This is a genomic window from Furfurilactobacillus sp. W61-4 (genome assembly GCF_057545565.1).
On sequence record NZ_BAAJNZ010000002.1, the window covers coordinates 1 to 15012 of the forward strand.

General features: G+C 46.4%; 11 protein-coding genes. All 11 read right to left on the bottom strand.

Annotated features, from left to right (window positions below; translation table 11 throughout):
• Window positions 1-427: 427 nt before the first annotated feature.
• Complete coding sequence (gene lysS / locus AC27FN_RS03300) at window positions 428-1915, bottom strand: lysine--tRNA ligase (RefSeq protein WP_487166769.1); 1488 nt, start codon at window positions 1913-1915, stop codon at window positions 428-430.
• A gap of 73 nt (window positions 1916-1988) precedes the next feature.
• Window positions 1989-3005, bottom strand: a complete 1017-nt coding sequence (gene dusB, locus AC27FN_RS03305) for a tRNA dihydrouridine synthase DusB (protein WP_487166596.1) — start codon at window positions 3003-3005, stop codon at window positions 1989-1991.
• 18 nt (window positions 3006-3023) lie between these two features.
• Entirely contained in the window at window positions 3024-3908 is an 885-nt protein-coding gene (hslO, locus tag AC27FN_RS03310) for an Hsp33 family molecular chaperone HslO (RefSeq protein ID WP_487166597.1), read from the bottom strand.
• A 177-nt stretch (window positions 3909-4085) separates the two neighbouring features.
• Window positions 4086-6227, bottom strand: coding sequence for an ATP-dependent zinc metalloprotease FtsH (gene ftsH, locus AC27FN_RS03315; protein ID WP_487166598.1), 2142 nt, complete (start codon window positions 6225-6227; stop codon window positions 4086-4088).
• Window positions 6228-6383: 156 nt separating this feature from the next.
• A complete protein-coding gene (gene hpt / locus AC27FN_RS03320) occupies window positions 6384-6935 on the bottom strand; it encodes a hypoxanthine phosphoribosyltransferase (RefSeq protein ID WP_487166599.1) in 552 nt (183 codons plus the stop codon).
• Between the two features lie 3 nt (window positions 6936-6938).
• Entirely contained in the window at window positions 6939-8288 is a 1350-nt protein-coding gene (tilS, locus tag AC27FN_RS03325; protein WP_487166770.1) for a tRNA lysidine(34) synthetase TilS, read from the bottom strand.
• Window positions 8289-8382: 94 nt separating this feature from the next.
• Window positions 8383-8841: a S1 domain-containing RNA-binding protein gene (locus AC27FN_RS03330; RefSeq protein WP_487166600.1), complete on the bottom strand. Its 459-nt coding sequence runs from the start codon at window positions 8839-8841 to the stop codon at window positions 8383-8385.
• A 114-nt stretch (window positions 8842-8955) separates the two neighbouring features.
• On the bottom strand, window positions 8956-9339 hold the full coding sequence (locus tag AC27FN_RS03335; RefSeq protein ID WP_487166601.1) for an FtsB family cell division protein: 384 nt from the start codon (window positions 9337-9339) through the stop codon (window positions 8956-8958).
• A 162-nt stretch (window positions 9340-9501) separates the two neighbouring features.
• Window positions 9502-9777, bottom strand: a complete 276-nt coding sequence (locus tag AC27FN_RS03340; RefSeq protein WP_487166602.1) for an RNA-binding S4 domain-containing protein — start codon at window positions 9775-9777, stop codon at window positions 9502-9504.
• 23 nt (window positions 9778-9800) lie between these two features.
• A complete protein-coding gene (locus tag AC27FN_RS03345) occupies window positions 9801-11417 on the bottom strand; it encodes a putative polysaccharide biosynthesis protein (RefSeq protein ID WP_487166603.1) in 1617 nt (538 codons plus the stop codon).
• Between the two features lie 36 nt (window positions 11418-11453).
• Window positions 11454-15005, bottom strand: coding sequence for a transcription-repair coupling factor (gene mfd, locus AC27FN_RS03350; protein WP_487166604.1), 3552 nt, complete (start codon window positions 15003-15005; stop codon window positions 11454-11456).
• Window positions 15006-15012 lie beyond the last annotated feature (7 nt).

Consider the following 15012-nt stretch of genomic DNA (forward strand, 5'->3'; position numbering starts at 1 on the left):
TGTATTGCTTCGAACCGAAGTTCAAAGACCCTACACATTTGATTCGTCGAAACGTTGTTCAGTTTTCAAAGATCTACCTGTCTGTTACCGAATTGGTCTGTATCAGACAACTTATTTAGAATACCAGTTTTTTGTTGCTCTGTCAACAACTTTCAATAAGTTATTTTCAAGCTGTATTGAATTGGTATATCCGCCGTTAAGAAGAAAAAACATTCATTTCCTTTTTGACGACGTTTATTAGAATACCAGTCCTGAACCTATGGGTCAATCATTTTGTTGCAATATCATTTGTTTTTAATGTTCCCCCATCAACTTCGACCAATCCCTTGTTGATTTCCAAGTAACTGCCCTCCCTCATTGTCCGACAAAACCATATCCTGAGACGCAAAAAGACACGCCTCAGCGTGTCTTTAAAAAAAAGGTACCGTTAATCTTGGTCAAGATTGTCTTCGGCTCGCATCGTTGGAAATAGTAGCACATCCCGAATTGATGGCGCATCGGTTAACAACATAACTAACCGATCAATCCCAATCCCTAAACCACCCGTCGGAGGCATACCATATTCCAATGCTTCAACAAAATCTTCATCAATCAATTGGGCCTCGTCGTCACCAGCATCATGTTCCTTCGCTTGGGCTTCGAAACGCTCGCGTTGATCAATCGGATCATTTAGTTCCGTAAAGGCGTTGGCGAACTCATTACCCATGATATAGAGTTCAAACCGGTCAGTAAACCGTGGATCATCTGGATTCTTTTTAGCCAGTGGTGAAATCTCAACCGGATGACCATAGATAAAGGTTGGCTGCACTAGCGTATCTTGAACCTTATCTTCAAAGAACTGGTTAATAATATGACCAACTGTCCAAAACGGTTCATAATGAATGCCATTCTCAGTGGCTAATTGGCGCGCCTGTTCAAGATCCATCGGCTGCCAAAAATTGATTCCCGTTTCGGCCTTAATGGCATCAACCATGTGGACGCGTTTGAATGGCTTGGCAAGATCAATTGTCGTTCCTTGATAGCTCACAACGGCATCTGCGGTCACCGCCTTGGCAGCAGCCTTAAAGATTCCCTCAGTTTCATCCATCACATCATGGAAGTCCCAATAAGCGACATAAGACTCTAACATCGTAAACTCAGGATTATGTTTGGTGTCAATACCTTCGTTACGGAACACACGGCCAATTTCATAAACCCGTTCCATGCCACCCACGATCAAGCGCTTTAGGTGCAATTCTAAGGCAATTCGTAAGTAAAGTTCAATATTTAACGCATTATGATGCGTGATAAATGGTCGCGCTGCCGCACCACCAGCAATATTATGCAATACCGGCGTTTCGACTTCTTGGAAATCCAATCCATCCAGATAATGACGAATAGCCGAAATGATTTTCGTCCGCTTCTTGAATCGATCAAAGCTATCATCATTAGCAATCAAGTCAAGGTACCGCTGCCGGTAAATTTGTTCTTGGTTGGTTAAACCGTGGAATTTATCAGGCAGTGGCCGTAGCGCCTTACTCAAGAAGGTTAACTCCTGGGCACGGACAGTCAACTCGCCCATATCCGTCTTAATGACATCACCTTTAATGCCGATAAAGTCACCGATATCCGCCCGTTTAAATACGTGGTACATCTCTTCGCCAATGACATCTTTACGAACATAAATTTGAATGCGTCCACTTCGATCCTTTAAATCGGCAAATCCCACTTTCCCCTTACCACGTTTAGAGACCATCCGGCCGGCAATCGTGACAACATGGTCTTCATCGGCTAGTGTTTCCTTGTCTTCTTCGCCAAACTGCTCATGTAATTGAGCAGCTAAATGCGTCCGATCGAATCGATGACCAAAAGGCTCAATCCCTTGATCGCGCAACTCTTGTAGCTTTTCGCGGCGCACGCGCATTTGATCATTCATCTCTGTATCTTGTTTTGCCACATTAATCCCTCACTTCTGTCAAATTAACACTGTCCCTATTTTACACTAAAAGTTAGCGCTGCCGAACACTTTCCGAAGTTTCCCGCGCTTGCCGATCAGCTAATTGCACCATAAATCGATCAAAGAGTTCCATCATTTCGCTTGCGGTTTCGGCATTATTCAAGGCAACTTTTGTTCGCGCGGAATGAGCGATCCCTTTCAGATAGTATCCAGCTTGACCGCGAAATTCGCGCGAACCGATGTGATCACCCTTTAGATCCACTAGTCGCTGCAAATGTTCCTTAGCGATGGCAATCTTTTTAGCTGCAGTGGGTTCTGGCAGCAACTCGCCCGTTTCCAGATAATGAGCCATCTGGCCTAAAACCCATGGATTACCTTCTGCGGCCCGGCCAACCATTGCCGCATCCGCCCCCACTTCTTCAATCATTTTCTTGGCATCTGCCGGCGTTTGTATATCACCATTGCCCATGAATGGAATATGAATCTGCTCGGCCACTTCGTGCAAGATATGCCAATCGGAATGACCTTCATAAAACTGATGACGAGTGCGTCCGTGCATCGCCAAGGCCGCAGCGCCACCACGCTCAGCCGCTAAAGCATTGTCCACCGCATAAAGATGATCGGGATCCCAACCGGTACGCATTTTGACGGTCACTGGCTTTTTAACCGCGTCTGTCACGTAAGAAACCATTTCATAAACTTTGTTGGGATCTAACAACCACCGCGCACCTGCATCTGTTTTAACGACCTTGTTAACCGGACAGCCCATATTGATATCGATAATGTCCGCCTCAGTCTGCTGGTCCACATATTGAGCGGCTTGGACTAAAGTTTCTTTTGTCCCGCCAAAGATCTGAATGCTCATCGGATGCTCAGCTTTCGAAACACTCATCATCGATAATGTTTTTTGATTCTGATACATAATGCCGCGATCCGAGATCATTTCGCAGACCACTAGACCGGCACCAAACTCCTTACAGATAACGCGAAAGGCTTGATTCGTCACCCCCGCCATTGGTGCAACCACAATTTGGTTGGGAATTTCAACGCCACCAATTTGCCATTTCATTTTCTCACCTCCACAATTCTAGGCCTGCTGTTCAGCAATAATTGCGGTCAAGTCTGCTTCACTAAACTGATAACGATTGCCACAAAAACGGCAGACCGCCTCAGCACCATGATCCTCATCGATCATGGCTTGCAACTCGTGAGCCGGCAAGCTACTCAAATCGGTAGCAAAGCGGTCTTTCGAACAGTCACACTGGAAAGCCACGGGAACTTTTTCCAAAACGTTTACCCGCGACTCGCCAAACAAGTCATTTAAAATATCTTCTGGTGTCTTCCCATCGCGTAGCAATTGGGAAACTAACGGCATATCTTTTAAAGATTGCTCGAGTTGAGTAATCGCCTGATCATCTGCCCCGGGTAGAACCTGAATCATAAAACCACCGGCCACCCCAATCGTATTGTCGTTTTCCACAAACACTGAGACACCAACTGCTGACGGGATTTGTTCCGACTGAGCTAAATAGTAGGTGAAATCATCGCCGATTTCCCCACTTACGAGGCCAACCTGCCCCGTGTAAGGTTGATCTAAGCCTAAATTTTTGGTGACTGATAGGAAACCATTGTGTCCCACGGCGCCACCAACATCGATATGTCCGGCCTCATTAAGAGGCAAATGGACGTGCGGATCGATAATATATCCTTTAACAGTTCCTTTGGCATCTGCATCGACCACAATTCCTTTTACTGGACCATCCCCAGCTACTTTAACGGTCATCGTTTCTTGCCCCTTCAATAAAGAAGTGCCGAGTAATAACGACGCCGTTAACGTCCGCCCTAACGCGGCCGAAGACGCGCTCCACGTGTCATGACGCCGTTGTGCTTCGGCAACGACTCCTGTACTGTTCACGGCATAGGCGCGAAAATTCCCGTCGTCAATTATACTTTTTACTAAATAATCGTTCATTTCAAACTCCCTCATTAATTGGCCATCACTCGCAGATGGCACCGCCAAAAATTTCTGAAAGCAAGTATACCGCACTCGATAAAAAAAGTCAGTTCCGCATGAACTAGTGCTTTGGTGATGCGACAAAAAAATATCCCGCCAAAATTGACGAGATATTTTTTCTGTAACCAACTTAAATTATTCGTTTGAATGTGAATCCGAGTCTGATTGCGCTGATGATGTTGGTGCCTCACTAGCAGATTCTGGTTGACTGGAAGCCGATTGTGGCGTGTTTGTCACCGTTGAATCACTGGTGGATGCACTGAGCGCATCATCATGAGCTGCTGCACGTTGCGCCTCACGCTGTTCGAGCGCACTCTTAGCTTGTTCAAAGGTGGCTGCTTCGGCATCAGCATTGGTCTGCTGAGCTTCTGGCATCTTACCCGTCTTAAACAAACTTAAGATCTGCTTCTCATCCAACGTTTCATATTTCAGCAGTGCTTCGGCAATCAACTTGTGCTGTTCACGGTGACTCTGAATGATATCGCGGGCTTCTTGATAACCTTCGCTCGTTAAACGACGAACTTCTTCATCAATCAGCGCAGCGGTCTCCTGTGAGTAAGGTGGTTGTTGACCATATTGAGCACCTAAGAATGGTTGACCATCACTTTCTAACGTAACCATCCCCAACTTATCACTCATCCCGTACTGAGTCACCATCGCACGAGCAATTCCGGTTGCCTGTTCGAAGTCATTAGATGCACCGGATGATTCAGAGTTGAAAATAATGGCTTCAGCAGCACGACCACCCATCAATCCGGCAATCTGCTCTTGGGCATCTTTTTTACTCATCAACATCTGGTCTTCGCGTGGCAACATAATTGCGTAACCGCCGGCGCGACCACGTGGGACAATCGTAACCTTATGCACAACTCGCGCATCGTTTAAGACCAGACCAACAATCGTGTGACCCGCTTCATGGAACGCCACCGTTCGCCGTTCTTGATCAGAGATAACCCGATCGTGTTTAGCCGGACCTGCAATAACTCGATCTTCGGCCTCATCTAAATCAGCGGCGTCAATCTGCGTCTTACCGCGACGGGCGGCCAACAATGCGGCTTCATTTAAAAGATTGGCCAAGTCGGCACCCACAAAACCAGGTGTCTGTTTTGCAATCTCTTTTAAGTCCACATTAGCGGCTAATGGTTTGCCCTTAGCATGTACTTTCAAAATTGCTTCACGACCCTTAACGTCGGGACGACCGACTAAGATCTTACGGTCAAAACGACCTGGCCGTAACAACGCCGGATCCAACACGTCAGACCGGTTTGTCGCGGCCATGACAATGACGCCTTCGTTGCCCGTGAATCCATCCATTTCAACTAACAACTGGTTCAACGTTTGCTCACGTTCATCATGACCACCGCCCATGCCAGTTCCCCGTTGACGACCAACTGCATCAATTTCGTCAATAAAGATGATCGATGGGGCACTCTTCTTAGCTTGGTCAAATAAGTCACGAACCCGGCTAGCTCCGACCCCGACAAACATTTCCACGAAATCAGAACCAGACATGGAGAAGAACGGTACGCCAGCTTCACCGGCAACGGCCTTAGCCAGCAACGTTTTCCCTGTACCAGGCGGGCCCTCAAGTAAGACCCCGGCTGGGATGTGAGCGCCTAGTGTCGTGAATTTATGCGGATCTTTCAAGAACTCAACCACTTCGACTAGTTCTTGCTTTTCCTCTTCTTCACCGGCAACATCACTGAACCGAATCGTATTACTCTTCGGGTCAGCAGGTTTAGCTTTGGATTTCCCAAAGCTTGCCACGCCGCCACGGCCACCAGCACCACCTTGGCCCGCCTGACCCATCATCATGTAAAAGAAGAAACCAATCAAGATGACAGGTAAAATTAAGCTGATTAAATTAATCCAAAAACCACTGGATTCTTCCGGCTTAGTATCCATCTTGACATTGTGCTTAGACGCCGCATCAGTTACCTGTTGGACACTAGCATTATTCTCCAAAATGGAACTGGTAAAGTTCTTGGCAGTCGTCGTTTGACTACTACCGATTCCTAGACCAGTACTGCCGGAACCAGAAACCTTTTGCGCCTTCCGGTACTCACCGGTGATTTTATAAACCCCACCGGCTGGTTGTACCTGAAAGTTTTTAACTTTGTTTTGCTTTAATTGTCGGACAAATTCGCTGGAACGAATGTTCTGGGTTTGAGATCCGGAGTTGTTGCCAAAAAAGAAATATAAAATTCCCATAAATGACAAGAAGATCACGATCCAAAACAAACTATTCCGAACCGGCCCATTTCGGCGTGTATTCATGCATTGCCTCCTGACGGCATAGACGTTATTCAGACCTCGTTCGAGGGTCTGAGCAGGGGTAATCCCTGTTGATGAAACATACTATATCACAATTGACCTATCTTGACCAAATAAAAATCACGCCTTTTTCGGCCAATTTTATCGGGTGCCAATTTTTTACTCGGGCTGGTCCCCTTCATACACAGATGGTTTTAAAACACCTACATATGGCAAATTGCGGTAAAACTCTTTGTAATCAAGGCCATAGCCAACCACGAATTCCTTTGGTAATTGAAAACCCACATAGTCGGCTTTAGCCGCTACCACTCGACCCTCAGGCTTATCAAGCAACGTGCAGACCTTGATATCCTTAGCCTGCCGCTGCTTCAACAGATCAATCAAGAACTGTAGCGTACGCCCAGTATCGATAATATCTTCCATAATGATGACATTACGCCCAGCGACATCAGCGCTAAGATCGTGGACCAATTGAATCTCACCGGCTGAAGCAACACCACCGTGATAACTGGAAACATCAATAAAGTCCACTTCGGCCATAATGTCCATCTCGCGCATCACATCAACCGTCCATAAGATCGCACCCTTTAGGACTGAAATTAAAATTGGCCGCTTATCTTGATAGTCCTCGGTGAGTTGCTGCCCCAGTCGGTGAGCCGCTTCCTTAATGTCCTCAACACTATAGAGTGTTTTTTCAATATCGTTATTCATCTGCTACTCCCCGTCTAGTTTTATCGACAATTCAATTAATGCGCCATCGGTATCAACAGCCACTTTTCGACCAACTAACCACAGCGGTCGTCCGGTGTTAGTCGTCACAATTAACTGCGATTGGCGTTGCTCCACAGGTACCTTTTGATCGATCAAAATTCGGCGAACCTGTTGATGATGTCCACCGTGCAAAGCCAACTGATCATTTTTCTTCGCCAACCGAATAACTAATGGCCACTCAGATGCCTTGACGCGAACATGAACGCTGTGATGCTGTGGTTGCATCGTCACGACTTGCTGGGCATCAACAGCGACCAGCCAGCCGCCAGTGTTTAAGGACTGTCGTTTGTTTAATGTTACCATAGTTTTATTTTCAAATTGAAGCGGCCGGTCAATTTTCTCAAGGCTTGTTCCTCGTCTTTGAAAGAAATAGTGGTCATAACGACGGACAAGTTGCCAATTTTTGTCTAAATTGAAATGGGTCTGCGGCGGACCACTAGTCAATCCGCGGGCGGCATTTTGCCAAGCACCAGTGGCAATATCAACCGGGCCTTGCTGTCGTAAGAAATCTTGTTTCAATAAAAAACTCGTCGGTAACTCATGGTGCACAACTTTGTCCACCTGACCACTGATTTCAGCCAAAATTGTTTGAGCTTGACCGCGTAAATAAAGCGTCATCTGCTGCTGATCCGCAATTGACTGACTAAAGTCGGCAACAAAACGCGGATTTTCTTGTTCGATCAGTGGCATGAGTTGATGGCGCACTCGATTGCGTGTCGCCACCAGCTCTTCGTTTGTCAAATCTTCAAAACTCCTAATCTGGTGATCGTTCACAAACGCCCTAAGTTTCGCCTTGGGCACACCTAACAAGGGGCGAATCAAATGTCCACTCGCAAAAGGACGTCGCCATTCAATGCCTAAGGTACTCGTAAATGACCGGCCCTCAATCATCGCCATCAGTGCTGTTTCAACTTGTTCATCTTGCTGATGCGCCGTTGCTAAAACATTGGCTTGATACTGCGACATAACTGTCCGGAAAAAATGGTAGCGCACCTGACGTGCAGCCGCTTCCAAGCCTGATTTAGGATGTGCTTGTTGTGGCCAGTGCTCGACAACTAACTTAATCTCACTACCAGCTAAGTACCGACGCAGATAGTCTTCTTCGAGGTCACTTTGAGCCCGTAACTGATGGTTGACGTGCGCCACCACTAACTGTGGCCGCTGTGATTTTGGTAGTTGACTGAACAGTGCCAGCAGGGCCATCGAATCAACACCGGTAGACACGGCTAAGACGACCGTATCCGTCGGCTGCCACAGATGATGTGTGCGATTAGCTTGCAAAAACAACTGCATCACTTCGTCGATATAGCTCCCCTCCTCAAATTATCTTTAGAAAAAAAGCATCACGGTTTTAAAAACCGCAACGCTTCAGTACACTGCTATTGCTTTAGCTACGGCGCCCACCGCGACCGCCTCGTTTGCCTTCAGTGTTGTGCTTTAAAGTTGCCAAGCGCTGCTCGCTATCCTTTAAAAAGCTCGCCATCATTCCATCGAAGCTGCTGTCAACCGGTTGCGACTTACGTCCACCCCGACTGCCATGCGCGTTGGCACTGTTTGACCGCTTAGGTGCTGAGGCATGAGGCCGGTCATGATGCGACTCAGTATTGGATGATTGTGTTTCAAGTGCTTTCATTGATAAGGCAATCTTGCCCTTGTCCATTGACATGACCTTAACACTAACCTCATCACCAACACTCAAGACATCATGAATGTCTTTGACATAATTATTCGAGACTTGACTAATGTGAACGAGGCCACTTTGATGATCGCCTAAATCGACAAACGCACCAAAATTAGTAATCCCCGTCACTTTCCCTGTCACCTTACTACCAACTTCCACTGCCATAGAAAAAATAGCCCTCCTGAGCACCTAAACCTACCGGTAAAATTAAAATTATTTTAACATAAAACAGTCGCAGGTATTCACTGCGGCTGTCGGTTTGCCCATTTTCAGTTAATTTTATTTCGAATTACTCGGCAGATTGTAGACAATTTCGCCGTCTTTCGAATATAAATATTTCGACCGAATCAGTTGCGTTAAATAGTCGTCGTTATGCAGCTGCTTCACCCTTTGATTCAGTTGACCATGTTCAGCCTTGGCAGTGCTCAATTGCTTTTGCGCGACCGTCGTTTGCTGATTAATTTGGTGAAGGCTGGCCAAATTTCTCCCATAGGCCCATACACACAAGACTAACGCGACAGCAAAACCAATTAAAATTCGAATAGCCCGAACACGACGTTGTTTACTCAAGGCTAATTTTTGAGCCTGATGAGCCACTTCACTAGCGCGTAAACGCTGTACATAATCGTTATTCAACTGATGAACCGTCTGTTTATCTTGCATGTCATGCCCCACCGTCAATGGTCAACTTCGACTACATTCAATCAACTTATTAACTAGAGTATAACAACGGCTAAAATAGATGTAAATGACAAAACCATTACACCTCAACGTTTCAAGGCATTTCTAGGGGAACGTACTTTCGTGATGCAATTAAAATTGTAATTATGATTCTTCATTAAAGTCTCGAGCATACGCCTCATCGATGACTTTATACATCTTATCAGCATCATCTTTTTTAACAATTTCCATCAAATTTAATACTTGGATGGTCAGGGTTTTATTGCCAAACGAAATAACTAACTTATCATTCACATTAACATTACTGGATGACTTCGCTTTGTTTCCATTAATTGTAATTCGGCCTTGGTCAGCAATTTCCTTCGCCACTGTTCGCCGTTTAATTACACGTGATAATTTCAAAAATTTATCTAATCGCATCTTTCACCTCGTCAAATTCTGACTTAATTTCGTTTTGCTAGTTTTAACAATCGTCTTCCGCCGGGCAAGGTTAACCACTCTCGCATCGAAAACAATTGGCCCCACAACGCTAGTCCAACAAACACGCTTATCCCCAGTGTCACACAAATTGCCACCATCAAAATAGCTGACCCACGCGTCAGTGGCAGCCATGACTGGCACAGCCAACTGGTCAAACCTGCCAGTCCGCCCATTGCCCCCACAATCCCCGCTAATTTGCGAACGAAGCTGCCCTGGGTCAACGCTAGTCTCATCGATGTTGGACTACCTAACCATAATATTAACATCATTGTCGCCAAACTAATCACGGTCAGCCAACTAGCGCCATTAATTCCCCACATGAAAACGGCCCAATAGTTGAAACAGCCCTTGACAATGAGGCCGGCAATCAACGCAACTAGCGACAGTCGATACTGATTCATACTCTGCAAAATGCTATTATACGTGCTGATTAAGCTCGCAAAAATGATACTGATACAATAAATCGCTAAGGCTAGGCTACCAGTCTCACTGCCAAAAAGGACTAAGTTTATGAGTGGCATGAGCACGACTAGCCCGATTGTAGCAGCAGCGGATAGTGCCAGGCTAATGTGGATCAACATGGTTAGCGTCGTTTGAATAGCTTGTTGCCGTTGTTGGCGCCAGGCAACGCTTAAAGCTGGTAATAAGGTGGCCGAAAAACTAGTTGCGACAACCAAGCCTAACTGAATCAGTGGTTGGGCCCGATCATAAACCCCTTTTAAGGATTTAGCAGCTGGATCAGTAAGTCCACCCGCAACTAGACCACGCTTCACGGTAAACGAATCAACGAGCTGCAAAAGGATGACCACCGCTGCGAACAAACAGATCGTGCCGCCCTCTTGCCACAAACGTCCCATCAAAGTTCGCCAGTGATCGCTGCTGGCGACTGGTTCCGCTGCAGATGAGGGCCTAAATAGCTTTCGATATGTTTGTCCAAAGACGAGTAGGGCGGCAACCGCCCCGAATAATGCCCCGCTCATGGCCCAAGCACCCATTCGATAAACATTCCAATGCTGATGTGCAGCTAGCCAGGCGACAACAATAATGACCACCACCCGCACGACCTGTTCCAACACTTGTGAAATCGCGGTGGGCCGCATATTAAACTGACCTTGTGCAAAACCGCGGCCGACAGCCAAGAATGGCAAAAATAACGCCATGCCGGCAACCACCTGAACCAGTGGTGTTAAACCAACGTCACCCATCGCTGCGGCAATGCCATAACTCCCCATAAACAAACCGATAAACAAGCATAAGCCAAAACCAGCTAAGATCACAAAGATTCGACGGGCAACTAACTGTTGGCGCCATGGGTCTGCCACCTCAGCAATTAATTTCGAAATAAATACCGGTAGGCCACTTAATGCGAAGGTCATGGCAATTCCATACAATGGATAAACTTGCTGATAAACATAGAAGCCCGTATTCCCAACTAAATTTTGCAATGGAATTCGGTACACGGCGCTGAGCACTTTAGCAACAAGCGCCGCTAACGAAAGTAATAACGCACCATTGACTAACCCACGACGAGCTGTTTGGGTAGGCTTGTCCGTCGATTTGGCTTGTGGATGTATCTTCATGCGGACTCCTTTACTCAAAGATTCTGTAGCCAAAGCTTAATCGACCGCGTCCGTCGACGCCGCTTCAGCGGTTCTCATTTCCGTTTGAGCAGTGACCGTTTCAGCTAATGCCGTCACAAAGGCGCTCAGTGATGCAAGCCACTGGGGCTCCGTCATCTTAGGTTGAATAACTAACTTGACGACCAATTGTCCCGCATGATCACTTACTGTGGCGCGTAATTTTGTTTCGGATAAGGCTTTAAAAATCGCCTCTCCCGACAAAATGCGACTACCTTCTGCAGACAAGGTCACCAAAATCACATCATCGGTACGCGCAATCTTACTGATAAGTGCCGCATCAGCAGTCATCTTTAAATGACCAGCGGCTAGTAAGTTAGCAACCGCTTGTGGATAATCGCCAAAGCGATCAATTAAGTCTTCATCAACTTCCACGTACTGAGCTTCATTGTCTAATTCACGAATTCGTTTATAAATTTCAATCTTCTGCCGTTCGTCAGCAATGTATTCAGAAGGAAGATATGCTTCAATGCCCAATTCAATTTCTGTATCTGACCGAACTTGAACAGATTGCCCACGTTTTTTGGCAACGGCTTGCGAAAGCATCTGAGTATACAAGTCATAACCAACCGAGTCAATAAAGCCGTGCTGCTGCTGCCCCAACAGGTTTCCGGCACCTCGAATAGACAAATCACGCATTGCAATTTTAAACCCTGAACCTAATTCAGTGAAATCACGAATCGCTTCCAACCGCTTTTCACTTTCTTCGGTCAAGACTTTATTAGGTTGGTAAGTAAAGTAAGCATAAGCCACCCGATTGCTGCGACCGATTCGTCCACGCAATTGATACAACTGAGACAATCCCATATGATCCGCATTCTCAATAAACATGGTATTCACGTTGGGAATATCAACACCCGTTTCAATAATTGTGGTGGTGACTAACACATCGTACTCACCGCGAATGAAATCGTATAGAACACTTTCAAGCTGTGTTTCTGTCATTCGGCCATGGATATATGCCACCCGAGCATCTGGAACGAGTTGTTTCACATTGTCGACCACGCGTTCGATATCGTCAATGCGATTATGCAGATAAAACACTTGACCGCCGCGGGCAAGTTCTCGGTTGATGCCATCTTGAACGGCGACCGGATTAGCCTCCATCACATAGGTTTGAATGGGGTACCGGTTCGCAGGTGGCGTCTCAATGACGGATAAATCGCGAACACCAATCATCGACATATTCAAGGTTCGCGGAATCGGCGTTGCCGTCAACGTCAAGACATCAACAGACGCGCGCATTTGTTTAATCCGTTCTTTGTGCTTAACGCCAAAGCGTTGCTCTTCATCGACCAATAACAATCCTAAGTCCTTAAAAATGACATCTTTGGATAACAAGCGATGTGTCCCGACGACAATGTCGATTTCACCACTCGCCACACCAGCAAGGGTTGCTTTCATTTGCTTGGGGGTATCAAACCGAGACAATATCCCGATTTTAACGGGGAACCCATCGAAACGCGCCGTCATCGTATCATAGTGTTGCTGTGCCAAAATTGTCGTTGGGACCAGAAAGGCCACCTGTTTACGATCTTCAATCGCCTTGAAAGCTGCTCGCAAAGCCACTTCTGTTTTGCCGAAGCCGACATCGCCGACTAGCAAACGGTCCATTGGCTTGGGCTGTTCCATATCATGCTTGATTTCATCAATACTCCGCAGTTGATCTGGTGTCTCAACATAAGGGAATGCCGCTTCAAATTCCGCCTGATAAGCATCATCAGGGGGGAACGCGTGACCTTTTTGCGCGGCTCTGGCAGCATATAGGTCAACCAGCTCGTCGGCAATATCTTCGATTTTACTGGCAACTTTACGTTTCGTCTTCGCCCACTCGGTTCCACCGAGCTTATTCACCCGTGGTTTTTTATCTTCAGACGAAACATACTTTTGAATCAAATTTAACTGCGTGACGGGAATGAAAATCTTCGCATTATCTTGGTAATCGATCGTAATGTAATCTTGGTGAACCCCATCCACTTCCAAGGTTTGCATTCCTTCAAAGCGGCCAATCCCGTGGTTGATATGAACCACATAATCGCCAGGTTTTAATTCTGTATAACTCCGTAATCGTTCGGCATTAGCTAATGTTTGCCGTCGCGGTCGCTTTTTGGTGACTTTGGCAAACATTTCATTCTCAGTCACGACGACCAAGCCAGCAGCCGATAACTCGAACCCATTTTGCAAAGTGGCCGGCACCACTTGAACAGCGCCCTGGGTCAAGTTGCTGACCTTATCTAAACTAGCTTTAATCTCAAAATCATGTAAGGTGTCATTGACCTTACTGATCCGGTCTTGGTCATTGACCATGATAACCACGGTCTGGTGTTGTTTTTGCCAACGTTCAATTTCCGTCTTTAAAACCGGTAACTGACCGAAAAATTTCTGCATATCCCGGCTAATAAAATTCGTCAACTGATCAAAACGCATATTGCCCATGCCTTTTTGAAAAAGCGAGAAAAAGACCTGCACTTGTTTGATCTCACGGATCGTTTGCCGAAAATCATGGCCTAGTGGTTGATCCGGTAACATCGATTGGGTGCGCAAACGATCCGTGATCCAGTTGGCTTCATCTGTCGAAATTTGCCGATCCGTTTCAATTAACCGATTGTAATCATCGAATAAAACAAGCCCATCATTTGACAAATAATCTAACAACCCTGCTGGCGCTTGATAAAACAAAGACGCATACAGTCCTAATTCTGGCACCGTGCTTGGTTGAGCATCATCTACCAGTAATTCCTCAAAGTGGGTCGTTAGCTGTTGGCGCTCATCGCCGCTTAATGTTTCCGCGTAGCTATCGACAAGCTGCCTTAGTTTCGCTTTACCGCTGCTTAACTGAGTCGGCGTCATCACTAGTTCTGTAGCTGGTAACACTGTGATCTGATCGATTGTTTCGATACTGCGTTGATTCTCCGGATCAAAAGTCCGCAACGAATCAATTTGGGTATCAAAAAAGTCTACTCGAACTGGATAATCAGCATCCAACGGATAGATGTCAAAAATTGATCCACGAACAGCGAAGTCACCAGGACGGGCAACCAATTGCTCATGTACATACCCCATCTGATGAAGTTGGTTTTGTAAGTCGCGTAGTTGATAATCTTGACCCGTTACTAAAGTAAAGCTCGCCGCGGCAAAATCCTCGGGCTGTGGTAAATATCGGCGCAACCCAGCTAAATCACTGATCACGACAACCGGCGTTTGCCGCTGTAGCGCATGCAAGGCACGAACCCGGTCAGCACGGGCCTCAGGTGAACTTACTGCAATTTCAGTGGCTAACATTTCTTCGGCGGGAAAGTTAAACACCTGCTCATCGGGTAGTACATTGGTTAAATCGTCGGCCAACTGTCCAGCATGAAAAGCTGTATCCGTCACCATCAGTAACGGCTGCTTTAAATCAGCCAGTAGTGTGCTAAGCAAAAGCGAACGGGCTGAACCTGCCATGCCAGTCACTAATTGACGACGTTTGTTGGTTCCAGCCAGAATTTGTTGATATTCTGGCGCCGACCGCATAAAATCTTGTAATTCCATAATCTTC